The 14,534-nt window shown below is 38.8% G+C and carries 18 protein-coding genes; all 18 read left to right on the top strand.

Annotated features, from left to right (window positions below; all coding sequences use genetic code 11):
* A partial coding sequence (locus P9X27_01715; GenBank protein MDP8253099.1) for a hypothetical protein occupies positions 1–1,653 on the top strand: 1,653 nt, incomplete at its 5' end.
* Positions 1,654–1,831: 178 nt separating this feature from the next.
* Positions 1,832–2,005 (top strand): 30S ribosomal protein S21, encoded by a 174-nt coding sequence (gene rpsU, locus P9X27_01710; GenBank protein MDP8253098.1) that lies wholly within the window; start codon positions 1,832–1,834, stop codon positions 2,003–2,005.
* Between the two features lie 128 nt (positions 2,006–2,133).
* A complete protein-coding gene (locus P9X27_01705) occupies positions 2,134–4,620 on the top strand; it encodes a pitrilysin family protein (GenBank protein MDP8253097.1) in 2,487 nt (828 codons plus the stop codon).
* A 33-nt stretch (positions 4,621–4,653) separates the two neighbouring features.
* Positions 4,654–5,061, top strand: coding sequence for a DUF1844 domain-containing protein (locus P9X27_01700; protein ID MDP8253096.1), 408 nt, complete (start codon positions 4,654–4,656; stop codon positions 5,059–5,061).
* A complete protein-coding gene (locus tag P9X27_01695; GenBank protein ID MDP8253095.1) occupies positions 5,051–5,242 on the top strand; it encodes a Trm112 family protein in 192 nt (63 codons plus the stop codon). The genes P9X27_01700 and P9X27_01695 overlap by 11 nt, the downstream gene beginning before the upstream one ends.
* A complete protein-coding gene (gene aroQ, locus P9X27_01690) occupies positions 5,235–5,675 on the top strand; it encodes a type II 3-dehydroquinate dehydratase (GenBank protein ID MDP8253094.1) in 441 nt (146 codons plus the stop codon). The genes P9X27_01695 and aroQ overlap by 8 nt, the downstream gene beginning before the upstream one ends.
* A gap of 2 nt (positions 5,676–5,677) precedes the next feature.
* Positions 5,678–6,730, top strand: coding sequence for a Xaa-Pro peptidase family protein (locus tag P9X27_01685; protein ID MDP8253093.1), 1,053 nt, complete (start codon positions 5,678–5,680; stop codon positions 6,728–6,730).
* Positions 6,730–7,287, top strand: a complete 558-nt coding sequence (gene efp, locus P9X27_01680) for an elongation factor P (protein ID MDP8253092.1) — start codon at positions 6,730–6,732, stop codon at positions 7,285–7,287. Before P9X27_01685 ends, efp begins: the two co-directional genes overlap by 1 nt.
* A 2-nt stretch (positions 7,288–7,289) precedes the next feature.
* Positions 7,290–7,724: an acetyl-CoA carboxylase biotin carboxyl carrier protein gene (accB, locus tag P9X27_01675; protein MDP8253091.1), complete on the top strand. Its 435-nt coding sequence runs from the start codon at positions 7,290–7,292 to the stop codon at positions 7,722–7,724.
* A 5-nt stretch (positions 7,725–7,729) separates the two neighbouring features.
* Positions 7,730–9,082 carry an acetyl-CoA carboxylase biotin carboxylase subunit gene (gene accC / locus P9X27_01670; GenBank protein ID MDP8253090.1) on the top strand — a complete coding sequence of 451 codons (1,353 nt, stop codon included), beginning with the start codon at positions 7,730–7,732 and terminating at the stop codon, positions 9,080–9,082.
* A gap of 4 nt (positions 9,083–9,086) precedes the next feature.
* Entirely contained in the window at positions 9,087–9,512 is a 426-nt protein-coding gene (locus P9X27_01665) for an Asp23/Gls24 family envelope stress response protein (protein ID MDP8253089.1), read from the top strand.
* A complete protein-coding gene (gene amaP, locus P9X27_01660; GenBank protein MDP8253088.1) occupies positions 9,496–10,092 on the top strand; it encodes an alkaline shock response membrane anchor protein AmaP in 597 nt (198 codons plus the stop codon). The genes P9X27_01665 and amaP overlap by 17 nt, the downstream gene beginning before the upstream one ends.
* 19 nt (positions 10,093–10,111) lie before the next feature.
* Positions 10,112–11,143: a 6-phosphofructokinase gene (locus tag P9X27_01655; GenBank protein ID MDP8253087.1), complete on the top strand. Its 1,032-nt coding sequence runs from the start codon at positions 10,112–10,114 to the stop codon at positions 11,141–11,143.
* Positions 11,143–11,709 (top strand): D-sedoheptulose 7-phosphate isomerase, encoded by a 567-nt coding sequence (locus P9X27_01650; protein MDP8253086.1) that lies wholly within the window; start codon positions 11,143–11,145, stop codon positions 11,707–11,709. Before P9X27_01655 ends, P9X27_01650 begins: the two co-directional genes overlap by 1 nt.
* 20 nt (positions 11,710–11,729) lie before the next feature.
* Positions 11,730–12,215: an adenylyltransferase/cytidyltransferase family protein gene (locus P9X27_01645; GenBank protein ID MDP8253085.1), complete on the top strand. Its 486-nt coding sequence runs from the start codon at positions 11,730–11,732 to the stop codon at positions 12,213–12,215.
* Positions 12,191–12,592, top strand: a complete 402-nt coding sequence (locus P9X27_01640; GenBank protein MDP8253084.1) for a thiamine-phosphate pyrophosphorylase — start codon at positions 12,191–12,193, stop codon at positions 12,590–12,592. The genes P9X27_01645 and P9X27_01640 overlap by 25 nt, the downstream gene beginning before the upstream one ends.
* A complete protein-coding gene (thiE, locus tag P9X27_01635) occupies positions 12,589–13,215 on the top strand; it encodes a thiamine phosphate synthase (protein MDP8253083.1) in 627 nt (208 codons plus the stop codon). The genes P9X27_01640 and thiE overlap by 4 nt, the downstream gene beginning before the upstream one ends.
* Positions 13,199–14,494, top strand: coding sequence for a phosphomethylpyrimidine synthase ThiC (gene thiC, locus P9X27_01630; GenBank protein ID MDP8253082.1), 1,296 nt, complete (start codon positions 13,199–13,201; stop codon positions 14,492–14,494). Before thiE ends, thiC begins: the two co-directional genes overlap by 17 nt.
* The last annotated feature ends 40 nt before the right edge of the window (positions 14,495–14,534 follow it).

Raw genomic sequence — 14,534 nt, 5'->3', positions numbered from 1 at the left:
GCAACAGCAGCTGAAGTACAAGCAGCATTTGAAGCAGAAAGAGCAGCTGCAGCAGTGGCATCAGAAGAAGATGAATTTGTCGATGTGGCAGAAGATGATCCTATAATGAATCTTGTTTTGGCTGCAGCTCAACGAAATGGCATAGATATGGCTAATGCTACTTCCAACACAGTAGAGCGTTTTAGCAGCACTACGTTTGCAGAGACTAGTAGTGATGGTTGGAAAAAACAGATTTCTGAGTATCCACCATTAATTGCTGGTGGAATAAAATCGGAAAGTCTCTCTGATTTCACTGATGAAGATATTCTTATTACTGTTACTCATGTTGATACTGATGTTGATACTGGTGTAACAACTACTAATGAGACTTATGCTGTTTTACGAGAAATCAATGGTAGCTTAGAACCGATTTTTATGAAAAGATCAGGAGAAGACACTAAGGTAAAAGAAGAAGGGGAAGTCCCAATTCTAGTTAAAGGGACATACGAGTATTGGCTATTTACCGAGGATTCTTATAACGAAACTACAAGAGAGGGGCAATTTTTTGATGTGACAGATGATGCTGATGGTTTGGAGGTTGCCACTATAGAAACTCAAAAAGATGTTCTTGTTACACAGGTAAGTGGAGAGCAAACATGGAGGCTAGAGTCTAGAATAGGATTAAGATGGTTTGATGGTGAATGGAATAATATTACGGCAACTAAGGCGGGTGATACCGTTGCTTCCGTAGACCTATTTTTTGATCCTGCAAGTGGTGACCTAATTGATAGAAATTACTACGATGTAGAAGGAAATCTGCTTGCTACCGATTCTGCCGCCCAAGCTAACCCGAGCGACAATCGACCTAGTACGGATAGTACGGGTGGCCTTTCAGATCCTGGAACCCATCCTGGTGCTATTCCTCCAACAGTGGATGAAGTAAGAGGAGAATTGCAGCGATATGCATTTGCGGCAATTGATACAGTTATGGATTGGACTGAAGAAGCAGGAAAAATTTCAAATGAGCATGCAGAAGAATATAGGGCTATAGATGAGACATATCTTGCAGACAATAGATTGCAAATTCTACAAAATAGGGGAAGTAAGTTGTCAAGTTATGGATTAAGCGAAGATCAGATCAGTGCTTATAAGTCAGAGCTTGATGCTGGAGGAGAAGATGTAGCCCGAGCGTACCTTGCTACTTTAGGCTTGTTGAGTGATGAGCAGCTAGATGGTGTGTTTAATATAACCATAGCTGATGGTCAGGGATATTTTTTAAGCTTACACGGTGAATTTACAGAAGAAGAGATTATAAACATAGTGGAATTGTCGCTAGAGGATTTTTTAACGACTATAAGCATGGGATTTACAGACTGGACAATTGACTATATTATGAATGCTAATTTAAAGAAGACAAGAGAGGTAATGACTGTGATTACCCAAGCCATTAATGATATGGAATTTGATAAAACATTGAACTCTATTGCAGGTGATTTTGAAGAGCTTCAGGAGCAAGCATCTCTAATGATAAAAGGAGCTGTTTTAAATGGTTCGATTGCCCCATTGTCAGTAGATGATGTGACAGGGGTTCCTTCATGGTCAGTAGAGAATGTGATAGGGGTGTTAGACCTTATTCTTCAAGACTTGCAGAATATAGAGCAATCTTTGACTTAGAAGTAAAAATGATATTTTGTGATTAAATCTCTATAGATTTCAATATTATAGTAATTTCATTTTGATACCCCGCTTAATTTTAAAAACTTAAAACCCTTTATATCAAGCCTTTCATCTTGACTTTTCCTGACGCAATAATTATAATTTAGAAAATTCAACGAAAAGGATGTGATAATTAGTGGCAAAAGTAGAAGTTAGATCTAACGAAAGTCTGGATCAGGCATTACGGCGTTTTAAAAGAAAGGTTGAGCAAGAAGGCCTAATGAAAGTCTTAAGAGCTATTAGGCATTACGAGAAGCCTTCTGAGATCAAGCGCAGAAAGATGGTGAAGAAAAAGCGCAAGAGCAAATAGACTCTTTTCTTATACTTTAAGTGTTTACCGGAATCTACAGAAAATATATAAAGTTTTTATCTCTTCTGTTTTTTCTTTTTGCTATTCCGTTGTTTAAAGATAATCTAAATCACTTCAAGGAGTGGGTTATGAAGAATATGGACAGCTTTTATAGCAGCGTTAGCTCAAAAGAGTATGACAACGGCCTCAAGTTTCTCTATAAGAATTTTCCATCTGATATAGTTGCGGTATCGATATGTTTTGCTACTGGAAGTTCTGATGAGGCTGAGTTCTTAGGCTCAGGATTAGCTCATATCACAGAGCATCTTGTCTTTGAAGGCAGGAAAGATTTAGAGGATAAGATGAGAGCGTATGGGGCATCATCTAATGCCTATACTACATTTGATCATACGCTATATTATTTTGAAGTACCTAAGAAGAATCTAAATAAGACTCTTGAGATCTTTATTCCTGCTATATTCAGCCCTGAGATAACTGAGGAGGTTTTCTCTAGAGAGAAAGAGGTTGTCTTAAAAGAGGCTAAGTTTAGAGACGATAACCCAGCATCCCGACTCTCTAAGATTGCTTTTAAGAAATCCTACAGAGACCATCCTTATGGTTATCCGATAATAGGTGAGACCCAACTTATAAAAAAAGTCACCCTAGATGATTTAATAAAGTTTCACAGCAAAAATTATGTCCCTAATAATGCCGTTATATCTATTGCAGGCGATTTAGATTATAAAGAGGTTGATAAGCACTTAGAGGGTTTAATATCCGGGCTTAGGTCTGGCTGTGTTAGAAAAGAGTCTTTCCCTGATGAGGAGAGAAGCCATCCTTTAGAATATACGGAGCATTACCCAGGTAAGGTCAGTTATATCTTTATATCCTTTCCCGGTGTCTCCATGTTTCATTCGGATCTTGAGGAGCTGGATTTCTTGTCTGAGTATCTAAGCTGGGGTAAAGATGCCCCTATTTACAAGCGTTTCTTAGAAAAAGGAATATGCTATTCAATGGATGCAGTTAGCTATACGCCTTACTCTCAAGGTTTATTTGGGTTCTTTGCGGTTCTTGAAGATAAGAATATTGAGGAGTTCAAGAAAGAGTTTAAAGAGTTTCTTTCTGAGATAAAAAAAGGTGGTTTTGACGAGAAGAGGATTCAGCGCCTTAAAAAGAAAGTCTCGTTTGAGTTCTTAAAAGAGCAGGAGACTCCTATTGATATTGCACAGAGTTTATCAAGAAGTGAGAGCTTAACATCAGATTATAAGTATGAATTAAAATATCTAAATAGGTTCTTGTCTGTGGATAAGAAAAATCTAAGCAGGGTAGCCGATGAATATTTAAACCTAGAGAGAGCAGTTGAGGTAAGACTTCTCCCTGAAGTAGAAAAAGAAGAGCAAGAAGGGGTTGAGTTTAAGAAGAGGAGCTTTCAGAAGATAGAGTATGATAACGGGCTTAAGGTTATTCTCTCTGATTCTGATGTCTCACCTATTACTGTAATCACAGTTATTTTTGAAGGCGGCTTAAGGGCTGAGAGTAAAGATATAAACGGTATCTCTAAAATCTTGCCAAATCTGCTCATAACATCTGAGTTAGAGCATAAATTTCTTGACTTAGGTGCTGTTATTAGTCCGATATCCGGAAATAATAGCATTGGATTTTCGATTCAGACGCCGGAGATGGAGATATCTGAAACATTGAGTCTAATGGCAGAGCTTCTTAAGAACCCCGAATTCAAGAAAGACGATTTAGAGGTTATTAAAAATATTCAGATTGGAAAGATAAAAGACTCTGAGATAGATCTTTTCTATCAGGCATCTAAGGTTATGCGTGAAGCTATATTTAAAGAACAGCCTTACAGGATGATGTCTAATGGAACCCCGGAGTCAGTAGGGGCATTAGAGATAGAGGATATATACAGCTTCAAAGATAGGATATTTACCCCTGCTAACTGTGTGATATCGATTGCAGGTGGTCTGGATAAGGATAGCATTGAAAAGGTTTTAAAGAGAGAGCTGGGAGAGTGGAAAGGTGCTAAACCGGAGCTCTCAAAAGTAAGAGACCTCTATCCAGAGAAGCAAGAGAGAGTAGATAAGTTTATACCTCAAAGAGAGGTATTGGTTGAGATCGGCTTTATGGTTCCAGAGATATCTTCAAATGATAGGTATGTTATGGATTTAATACAGATGATGGTTACAGGCCAGGGCTCGCTATTCTTTAACAGGATTAGAAGAGATCTGGGCGGTGCTTATGCTTTAGGCGGGATGTTGTTCTTAGGCCCTGACCCTGGGATCATGAGTTTCTATGTTGCAACAACTCCGGATAAAGAGAGTCAAGTTTTAGAGAAGATGCTTTTGATATTAGATGAGATTAGGAGCGGAGATATAGCTGCTAATGAGATAGTAGATGCCAAGGAGATGTTAAGGAGCCGTTATTTAAGAGATATAATTACCAACTCTTCAGTCTCTTTTCGGATAGCCGTGCATGAGATTTTAGGGATAGACTATAAAGAGATAGATGAATATCTAGAGAAGATAGAGGCGGTTAGTAAAGAAGACATCGTTAAGTTCTTAGAGATTTATATTGACCCTATGAAAGCGGCTATTATTAGGGTAGGCAAGATTGAAAAAGAGTAGAAAAAAAACTTAAAGAGGTGTAAAATTTAAAACATGGAAGAAAATACTAAAGAAAAGGCCTGGGAAGTAAATTTTATCAACTTTGTAAACGGTTTAGGCCTAGAATGCTTGGTGGGGTTAGGCAAGATTGAAAATCCCCTTACAAAGCAAAAAGAGGTAAATCCTAAGCAGGTTCGCTACATAATAGATACTCTGGATATGCTTAAAGAGAAGACAGAGGGCAATCTTAAAGATGATGAACAGAAGATGATAAACGAGCTCTCTTCTTATCTTAAGATGGTCTACGTAGAGATTCAAAGTGAGATCGGCAAGAAAGAGAAAGAGAAAGAGAGAGAGAAAGAAGAGCCTAAAGATAAAGAACAGGATTTAGGTAAAGTAGAAGATGGTAGTAGTCCAGATGCAGCAGAAGAAGATAAAACGGAGAGAGAAGATGATAAATAAGGAGCTGCTTGATATTTTAGCCTGCCCTAAGTGTAAGGGCGACATAGGGCTTATTGGAGAGAGTGGTTTGTTATGCAAGTCTTGTGCGCTGCTCTATCCTATAAAAGATGGCATACCTGTAATGCTTATTGATGAGGCTCTTCCTTATGATGAGAATCAGAGAGAGGATGCTGATGGCTAAGATATTAATTATTCATGGTCCTAATTTAGGTCTATTAGGTGAGAGAGAGCCTGATATTTATGGGACTTTTACACTAGAGGAGGTAAACTCGGAGTTAAAATATATTGCCAGCGGCAATAATGTTGATATTGAATTCTTTCAGTCTGACTCAGAGGGAGATATAGTATCAAAGATAGGCAGAGCTAAAGATGTTATTGATATTATAATCATAAACCCTGCAGGCTATACTCATACTTCTGTAGCAATAAGAGATGCAATAGAAGCATCCAGCTTACCTGCTATCGAGGTCCATCTTTCAAATATCTATGCCAGAGAGGAATTTAGAAGCAAATCGCTTATAGCTCCGGTCTGCTGCGGGCAGATTTCAGGGTTTGGTAAGGATAGTTATATACTTGCACTTGAGGCAGCTCTTAAGATCTTAAACCTTTCCTAAAGATGTCTTTAAATCAGAAAAGAATCTCAAAGTTAAGAAGCAGTATCTCATTGTCTGGATTTGATTCTATTTTTTTATTAAATCGCAACAATGTGTACTATCTTTTAAATTCTGATATAGAGGCAGCTCTCTTTATATCTCAATCTGGATCTGATGATCTGATTATATCTGACTCAAGATATAAAGAGGAGCTTAACAGAATAAAAGCTCCGGGTTTTAAAAAGATTATAAGAGAGGGTTCCTATGTAGATGAGTTGATAAAAGCGTTAAAAACAAAGAAGAGATCCCGCAGAGTTGCTCTTGAAAATAGTATGCCTTTTTCAAATTACATTAAGCTTAAGAATAGCCTGACCAGGCATAAATTTATAGGCTCAGATTTAATAACTGAATTGAGAGAGATCAAGGATAGAAGTGAGATAGAGAAGATATCTAAGGCGGTTGAAATAACAGAAGATTCGCTGGGCTCTTTGAGTGAGAGTATTAAGAGCGGAATAACTGAGCTTGAGGTTCAAGGATTGCTTGAGCTTGAGTTTAGAAAGAGAGGTGCGGAAAGTTCTGCCTTTCCTTCTATAGTTGCTGCTGGTGCTAGAAGTGCTTCACCGCATGCAAAAGCAATAGCTGAAAAGATAAGAAAAAAAGACGGATTTGTTCTCATTGATTGCGGGGCAGTTTTTAACGGTTACTGTGCTGACTTGACACGCGTCATTTTTTGGGATAAAATTCCCAAGATAGTTAAGAAGTCTTATGGGGTAATTGAAGAGGTAAGGGATTTAGTATTCTCTTCTATATTTGAAGGTGCTGTAGTTGGAGATGTTGCAGCTAGAGCTGAGAAGTTAATTGAGAGAAGAGGGTTTAAGTCTGCCATAAAACATAGTTTAGGGCATGGGATAGGCATTGAAGTGCATGAGAAGCCATTTTTTAATAAGAGTTCAAAAGAGATATTTAGAGAGAATATGGTCTTGACTGTTGAGCCGGGGCTATATTTTCCGGGGATTGGCGGTGTTAGAGTAGAAGATGTAGTTGTGGTTAAAAAGAAAGGGCTTAAGGTATTATAATGATTTCTGCTAATCAGATAAAGACAGGCATGGTTATTAAATTAGAAGGAAAACTCTTTGCTGTTGTCAATTTTTCACATACAAAGCCTGGTAAAGGCGGAGCTTATTTAAAGATAAGGTTTAAAGATATATCAAGCGGACAGACGTTAGAGCGTACTATCTCCACAGATGAGAAGGTTGACAATGCTTACGTTGAAGAGAAACGGATGAACTATGTTTACAAGGATTCTCAAGGGTATCATTTTATGGACGATGAGACTTACGAGGATACTACTATAGTAGCGGATGATCTTGAGGACATGAAAGATTTTCTTAAGGAGAATTCTCATATTAATGCAACGGTCTATGAGGGTAAGATAGTCGCCTTATCTCTACCTCTATTTGTTGAGTTAGAGGTAGTTGAGACCGACCCTGGTTTTAAGGGTGATACAGTCAAAACAGGGACAAAGCCGGCAAAGCTTGAGACTGGCGCTACAGTGCAAGTCCCTCTTTTTATAGATAAAGGCGATGTTATAAAAATTGATACAAGAACCGCTGGATATGTAGAGAGGGTATAAATATGGATATAAAAAAGATTAAAGAGATAATTGAGCTTATGAACAGAGAAGGTCTTGCTGAAGTTGAACTAGAGGAAGAGGGTAAGCGTATAAAGCTGCGTAAAAAAGAAGAGCAGATAATTAGAGAGACTCAGCCTATACCTGTTCAAGTTCAGCCTCAGGAGCAAGTTAAGGATGCAGCCAGAATAGAAGAGGATTCATGTTACATCAAGTCTCCTATGGTTGGGACTTTTTACAGGACCCCTACTCCGGATGCTGCTCCTTACACCGATACAAATAAGAAAGTAGAGGTGGGAGATACCGTATGTATTGTCGAAGCTATGAAGCTGATGAATGAGATTAAGTCTGAATATAAAGGTAAGGTTGTAGAGGTCCTTGTTGAGAATGGTGATCCGGTAGATTTTGGACAGCCTCTCTTTAGGATTATACCTGAATAAAAGATATGTTTGAAAAGATATTAATAGCAAACAGGGGTGAGATAGCATTGCGCGTAATACGCGCTTGCAAGGATTTGGGGATTAAGACAGTCGCTGTTTACTCTGAGGCGGACGAAGAGTGTCTCCATGTTAAATTTGCCGATGAGGCTCTATGTATCGGTCCTGCCCCATCAAAAGATAGCTACCTTAATATTCCAGCTATAATAAGCGCTGCAGAGATTACAGATGTTGAGGCAATACATCCGGGCTATGGATTTCTAGCAGAAGATTACCATTTTGCCGAAGTCTGTAAATCCTGTAAGATCTCTTTTATAGGTCCAAGCCCTAAGAACTTGCAATTAATGGGTGATAAGCTTAGAGCTAGAGAGACTGCAATTAGAGCCAATGTTCCGGTTATACCAGGGTCTGATGGTCCTGTTACCAACGAAGAGGAGGCGGTTGCAGTTGCTAACCGTATCGGCTACCCCGTGGTGATAAAAGCTGTTGCTGGAGGCGGAGGCAAGGGAATGCGTGTCTGTCATAATGATGTCAGATTAGTTTCAGCCTATATTACTGCTCAGAGAGAGGCCGAGGGAGCTTTCGGTAATAAAAATGTATATATCGAGAAATTTGTTTCAAATGTTAGACATGTTGAGGTGCAGGTATTAGCTGATAAGCACGGCAATGCGGTTCATCTCGGAGAGAGAGACTGTACGGTTCAGAGAAGGTTTCAGAAGCTGATTGAAGAGAGTCCATCTCCTAGGGTAAATAGCAAGCTCAGAAAGAAGCTCGGAGATACAGCTCTCAAGCTTGTGAAGGCTATTAATTATGATAATGTCGGAACGGTTGAATTTGTACTTGATGAAAATGATAAGTTCTATTTCCTTGAGATGAATACAAGAATACAAGTTGAACACCCGGTTACTGAAGCTGTAACAGGAATCGACATCCTTAAAGAACAGATTAAGAGTGCCGCAGGTGAGAAGCTTGGACTTTCGCAGTCTAAGATTAAGATGGAGGGCCATGCTATTGAATGCAGGATAAATGCTGAGGATCCTTACGATGGGTTTCTGCCTTCTCCTGGTAAGATAGAAGAGCTATATTTTCCTGGAGGGTTTGGATTAAGGGTTGATACCCATGTTTATTCGGGCTACAAGATCCCGCCTTTTTATGACTCTTTGATTGCCAAGGTTATAGCCTACGGGAAGACTAGAGATGATGCTTTAATAAATATGAAACGTGCTTTAGATGAACTTTTAGTCAGACCGATTAAGACCACGACTCCTTTTTTGAGAGAGATAATTCAGGATGAGAGATTTTGTCGAGGTGACTACTATACTGATTTTGTAAACAAGTTCTTGCAGAAAGAGGAGAATTAGATATATGGAGTTTAAGAAGAGTAATGATGGAGATATAAAGATACATAATGAGGTTATAACTGTTATTGTACGTAAGGCTGCGCTTGAAGTTGAAGGTGTAGAGAATATTGCCAGTGGTTTTAAAAAGGGTCTGCTCTCTTTTTTGGGTCGCAAAAAGTTTTCACGCGGAGTAACTATTGATGAATCAAAAGATGGAGAGCTAAAGGTTTCAATAGCAATAGTTGTTGCTTTAGGTGTTAATATTCCTGACATTGTAAACAGGGTCCAATCTAACATTAAGGCGATGCTTGATCAGATGACAGGTATTATTCCCGAGAAAATAAATGTTGAAGTAGATAAAGTCGAAGACAGATCTATCCATGGAGTAATAGAGAAGATAAAAGTTGATAAAAAGTTATCAAAGGAGGATAAAGATGAAGTTGAGGGCTAAGTTTGTTCTTTTGGTGTTTGGATTATTCTACCTTATGATAGGCGTCTTCATGGTTCTCTATGCTCTGGATTTTGTTTCTCAGCAGGATTTAAGTTTTATTTTGGCTGAATCTGAGCAGCTCATTCCACTTGATCTTCTTGCAGGACTTGTTGGGGCAGTGCTTATCGTGCTTGTCGTTGCATTGCTTAACTTTGTATGGTCAGGTGTGGCTGCAGAAAAAAACATAGCTTTTAAAACAGAATATGGAGAGGTATTAGTCTCTCTTTCTGCTGTTGAGGATTATGTTAGAAAAATAATGAGAGATGACCCCGACGTGAGGGACCTGCGCAGTAAAGTAACGGTCAGGAAACGCGGGTTGGTTATCTCCCTTAGAGCTGTGATGTTATCTGAGATTAACATCCCCTCTGTAACTGAGAAGATGCAGTCTGAATTGAGAAGAAAAGTTCAGGAGATGCTGGGCATGGAAGAGCCTGTTATCATCAAAGTCTTTATATCCAAAATAGGTGAAAAAGAGAGAAAAAAGAAACTTAAACAGGGGGATGAGACTCAGGAAGTCGTCCCTCCTTACAGAGAGTTTTAAAAAAAGAAAGGAGTAAGAGATGAAAAGTATTGGTATCTTAACCGGCGGGGGCGATTGTCCCGGTTTGAATCCGGTGATCAGGGCTATTGTGAGAAAAGGTCTAATTGAAAATTATAAAATATTAGGCATAAGGAATGGATGGAAAGGCTTGTTAGGCAAAGATGTTATTAATCTTGATATAGACTCTGTATCGGGGATTTTGCATCGGGGCGGAACTATTTTGAGGACCTCTAGAACAAACCCCTATAAGAGTGATGGGGATATTCAGAAGGTTGTGGAGAACTTCAAATCTCTTGAGATTGATGCTTTAATACCAATAGGCGGTGAGGATACTCTGGGCGTAGCTGCAAAGCTATATCGCGATTTTAAGCTTCCTGTAGTCGGGGTTCCAAAGACGATAGATAATGATATCTCGGGTACAGATTTTACTTTTGGTTTTGATACAGCTGTTAATATTGCAATGGAATGTATCGATAGACTTCACACTACAGCCGAATCTCATAATAGAGTTATGGTTGTTGAGGTTATGGGTAGACATGCGGGCTGGATTGCACTTTACGCTGGTCTTGCTGGAGGTGCCGATGCTATTTTGATACCTGAAAAACCGATAGATATGGATCATGTATGTTCTTTGATAAAACAGCGTCATTCAAGAGGTAAAGACTTCTCTGTTGTAGTAGTTGCCGAAGGTGCGAAGTTTAAAGAGGGGACTGATGTGATTCAAGATGATGAATTAGACTCTTTTGGTCATGTTAAGTTAGGAGGCATAGGACAGCAGTTAGCAGATAAGTTGGAGGAGAAGACAGGTTATGAGACTAGAGTAACTGTTTTAGGCCACATTCAGAGAGGCGGATCACCGACAGCTTATGATAGAGTTCTAGGTACAAGGTATGGAATCAAAGCCATTGAGTTGATTAATGATAGTAAGTTTGGACGCGTTGTAGCATTAAAAGGCAATGAGATAGTTGATATACCTATTGAAGAGGTATTGGGTACGCTAAAGACTGTAGATGAAAAAATCTATAGTATTGCAGCTACCTTTTTTGGCTAATGAAAGATCTAATCGAGAGCTATTTTAAGGAGAGCATAGAGGTTAAGGAGAGTTTTTTTAGGGATAATATTGATAAAATAGAAGAGGCTGCCGAAAAATTAATCAATGCTTTTAAAGACAGAAAAAAATTGATCATATTTGGCAATGGCGGCAGTGCCTCTGATAGTCAGCATATTACTGCTGAGCTCATAGGAAGGTTCAGAAAAGATCGTAAGGCTCTCCCTGTTATCTCGCTGGCCAGCAATACTGCTTCCCTTACAGCTCTGGCAAATGATTACGGCTATAAATATGTATTTAAGAGACAGCTCGAAGCTTTTTATGAGCAGGGTGATGTAGTAATCGCTATTTCAACAAGCGGCAGCTCGCTTAATGTGGTAGAGGCCCTGGAGTTTTTGAGACATAATAATGGTTATGTGATATCTTTTACGGGTGGAGATGGCGGTGAGATGAAAAAACTTTCAGATCTAAATTTAATTGTTCCGTCCACGAAAACCTCAATTGTTCAAGAGGTCCATATAACTTTGGCGCACCTGCTCTGTCTTTTAATAGAAGAAGGTTTGTTTTAGCTTATATTCTGAATTTAAATATGAAAAATAAAGTTCTCTCAACTACTCTTTTACTGAAAAAAATTAAAAGCCTCAAGGGAGATGGAAAAGTGATAGGATTTACTAATGGCTGCTTTGATATTCTCCATCCCGGCCATGTTGACTTTATATCCAAAGCTAAAAAGCATGTCGATTTTTTGGTGCTAGGCTTAAACTCTGATAGTTCAGTTAGAGCTATTAAAGGTAAGAGTAGGCCGATAAATAACCAGGATTCTAGAGCCAAAGTCTTGTCGGCCCTAGAGGATGTTGATCATATAGTCGTCTTTGATGAGCCGACACCATATGATATTATCTCCCTGATAAAGCCGGACTATCTTTTTAAGGGTGCAGACTGGAGGAATAAAATTGTAGTGGGAAGAGATATTCTAAGGGGATACGGAGGAAAGGTTAAGCTGCTATCTTACCTTAAGGGCTATAGTACAACATCTATTTTAAGGAAGATATGCAGAAAGAATCCTACCGCATAGTAGATGCTAATTTTAATAGGGCAAGGGAGGGCTTGAGAGTCTGTGAGGATATAATGCGCTTCATCTATAGTGAGTCTGATTCTGCCCTTAAATTGAAAAAGACAAGGAAGTCGTTATCTCTTATAGTGGCGCAATTAAGCAGGGAGGAGCTCCTAAAGAGAAGAGATTTAGAGGCGGATAAGGGTAAGTTTAGGTATGCTAAGGGTTCTAAATATAAGTATGATGATATATTGCGATTTAACTTTCAAAGAGTTACAGAAGCATTAAGAGTATTAGAAGAGGTTTCTCAGATTTTAAGACCTGAGTTAAAGCAGCAGTTTATGAGGCTGCGTTTTAAGGTCTATGATATTGAGAAGAGCTCTTTTGCTGCTATATGAAAATATTTGAAGACTCTATTATTTACGGAGTATCTGATACGGGATTTGACCATACAGAGTACCTTAAAGAGCTTTTGATTTCCGGTATAGATGTTATTCAGTTAAGAGATAAAGATCTTTCTGATAGGGAATTTTATAATGTTGCGGTTGCTCTTAAGAAAACAGCAGCTGACTTTAGAAAGCCGTTCATAATTAATGATAGGCTTGACATCGCTCTTCTTGTAGATGCAGACGGTGTTCATATAGGAGATGAGGATCTGCCGCCTAGAGAGGTTAGGTCTATATTAGGCAGAGATAAGGTCTTAGGTTATAGCTGCCATAGTTATCAGGATGCTTTAGATGTTAAAGATTTAGATTTAGACTACATCAGTGTCGGTCCGATTTTTAAGAGTAATACTAAAAAAAATCTTGAAACAATAGGTGAGAATGAAATAGAATTGATAGTGGAGAATATCAAGTTTTCTCAGGTGGCAATAGGAGGGATCAATTTGGAGAATATAAGCAAGGTTAGAGGTTATGGTTTTTCTAACGTGGCTGTTGTCTCCTCGCTCAAGACTGCAAGGGATAAGAAGAGATATGTAAATGAAATAAGAAAGGTGATAACCGATGACACTTATAGATAAAATTAAGAAAGGCGATATACCCATCTTTATTAAAGAAGTTTCGGACTTCGAAGAAGTTACCGAAGATTTTTTATTAGATAAAATATTAAAAGGCAGAGTAGTAATACCTGACAACGAGGCCCATTCTAATAAGCGTAGAGTTGCTATTGGTGAAGGGATGAATGTCAAAATAAATGTCAATATAGGTACTTCCCTAGACAAGGTTGATTTGGATCTTGAAATCAGAAAGATTGAACTCTCAGAGCGCCTTGAGGCTGATACAATTATGGATCTATCTGTTGGGGGAGATATTGTAAAGATAAGGAGAGATTTAATATCTAAGACTCTGCTTCCTTTTGGCACTGTACCTCTTTATGAAGTTGCGGCAAGATGCTCTGATAAAGAGGGGTCTTTTGCGACTGCTTCAACTGAAGACTTTTTTGAAGTTTTAGAAGGCCAGGCTCGTGAAGGGGTAGATTTTTTTACAATCCATGCGGGTATTACAGCTGACTGTATTGGTAAGTTAAAAAGGTCTGACAGGATGCTGGATATAGTAAGCAGGGGCGGGGCTTTAATGCTGGAATGGATGATAATAAACGAGAGAGAGAATCCTTTTTATGAGCATTTTGACAGAGTGCTTGAGATTACCAAAAAGTACGGTGTTACTATAAGTCTTGGAGACGCATTAAGGCCAGGATCTATATTTGATGCCGGAGATTCATTGCAGTACCACGAGACATTTGTAGTCTCAGACCTTGTGAGGAGAGCCAAAGATTATGGTGTTCAGACTATGGTCGAGGGCCCCGGCCATGTTCCGTTAGATAAAATTGAACATGAGATCAAGGCTATAAAGGAGATAATAGGAGGAGCTCCTCTCTATATCTTAGGACCTTTAGTAATAGATTCTGCTGCTGGATATGATCATATAAATGCTGCAATCGGAGCGTCTATAGCGGCTCATGCTGGAGCCGATTTCTTATGTTACCTAACACCTGCAGAGCACTTATCTCTTCCTGATATCGATGATGTTAGAGATGGTATTATGGCTTTTAAGATAGCCGCCCAGGCAGTAAACTTTTGCCGTGGTAAGAATAGAGTCGTCCAGAGAGAATTAAAGGTTAATAGAGCACGCAAAGAGAGAGACTGGGACGAGCAGATGAAGTTTTTCTTAGATAGTGAAAAAGCGTTGGAGTATCGCAATAAGATTCCGCCTGAGATAAAGGACACCTGTTCTATGTGCAGTAATTTTTGTTCTATGAAAATTGTAGAGAAATATTTAAATAAAAAACTTACGGCTTAATTTAATTGTTTTGGCTACTGCTTGGTCTTTAGTCAAATAA

The organism is Candidatus Kaelpia aquatica (genome assembly GCA_030765335.1).
Lineage (GTDB): Bacteria > Omnitrophota > Gorgyraeia > Kaelpiales > Kaelpiaceae > Kaelpia > Kaelpia aquatica.
This window is presented reverse-complemented; position numbering and strand designations above follow the sequence as displayed.

Excerpts from the sequence above, each read along its gene's own strand:
- P9X27_01645 (MDP8253085.1), top strand. The coding sequence starts at position 11,730 with ATGAAAAATAAAGTTCTCTCAACTACTCTTTTACTGAAAAAAATTAAA.
- accC (MDP8253090.1), top strand. The coding sequence starts at position 7,730 with ATGTTTGAAAAGATATTAATAGCAAACAGGGGTGAGATAGCATTGCGC.
- P9X27_01685 (MDP8253093.1), top strand. The coding sequence starts at position 5,678 with ATGTCTTTAAATCAGAAAAGAATCTCAAAGTTAAGAAGCAGTATCTCA.
- efp (MDP8253092.1), top strand. The coding sequence starts at position 6,730 with ATGATTTCTGCTAATCAGATAAAGACAGGCATGGTTATTAAATTAGAA.
- P9X27_01640 (MDP8253084.1), top strand. The coding sequence starts at position 12,191 with ATGCAGAAAGAATCCTACCGCATAGTAGATGCTAATTTTAATAGGGCA.
- P9X27_01655 (MDP8253087.1), top strand. The coding sequence starts at position 10,112 with ATGAAAAGTATTGGTATCTTAACCGGCGGGGGCGATTGTCCCGGTTTG.
- P9X27_01665 (MDP8253089.1), top strand. The coding sequence starts at position 9,087 with ATGGAGTTTAAGAAGAGTAATGATGGAGATATAAAGATACATAATGAG.
- P9X27_01695 (MDP8253095.1), top strand. The coding sequence starts at position 5,051 with ATGATAAATAAGGAGCTGCTTGATATTTTAGCCTGCCCTAAGTGTAAG.
- P9X27_01700 (MDP8253096.1), top strand. The coding sequence starts at position 4,654 with ATGGAAGAAAATACTAAAGAAAAGGCCTGGGAAGTAAATTTTATCAAC.
- thiC (MDP8253082.1), top strand. The coding sequence starts at position 13,199 with ATGACACTTATAGATAAAATTAAGAAAGGCGATATACCCATCTTTATT.
- amaP (MDP8253088.1), top strand. The coding sequence starts at position 9,496 with ATGAAGTTGAGGGCTAAGTTTGTTCTTTTGGTGTTTGGATTATTCTAC.
- P9X27_01705 (MDP8253097.1), top strand. The coding sequence starts at position 2,134 with ATGAAGAATATGGACAGCTTTTATAGCAGCGTTAGCTCAAAAGAGTAT.
- P9X27_01650 (MDP8253086.1), top strand. The coding sequence starts at position 11,143 with ATGAAAGATCTAATCGAGAGCTATTTTAAGGAGAGCATAGAGGTTAAG.
- accB (MDP8253091.1), top strand. The coding sequence starts at position 7,290 with ATGGATATAAAAAAGATTAAAGAGATAATTGAGCTTATGAACAGAGAA.
- aroQ (MDP8253094.1), top strand. The coding sequence starts at position 5,235 with ATGGCTAAGATATTAATTATTCATGGTCCTAATTTAGGTCTATTAGGT.
- thiE (MDP8253083.1), top strand. The coding sequence starts at position 12,589 with ATGAAAATATTTGAAGACTCTATTATTTACGGAGTATCTGATACGGGA.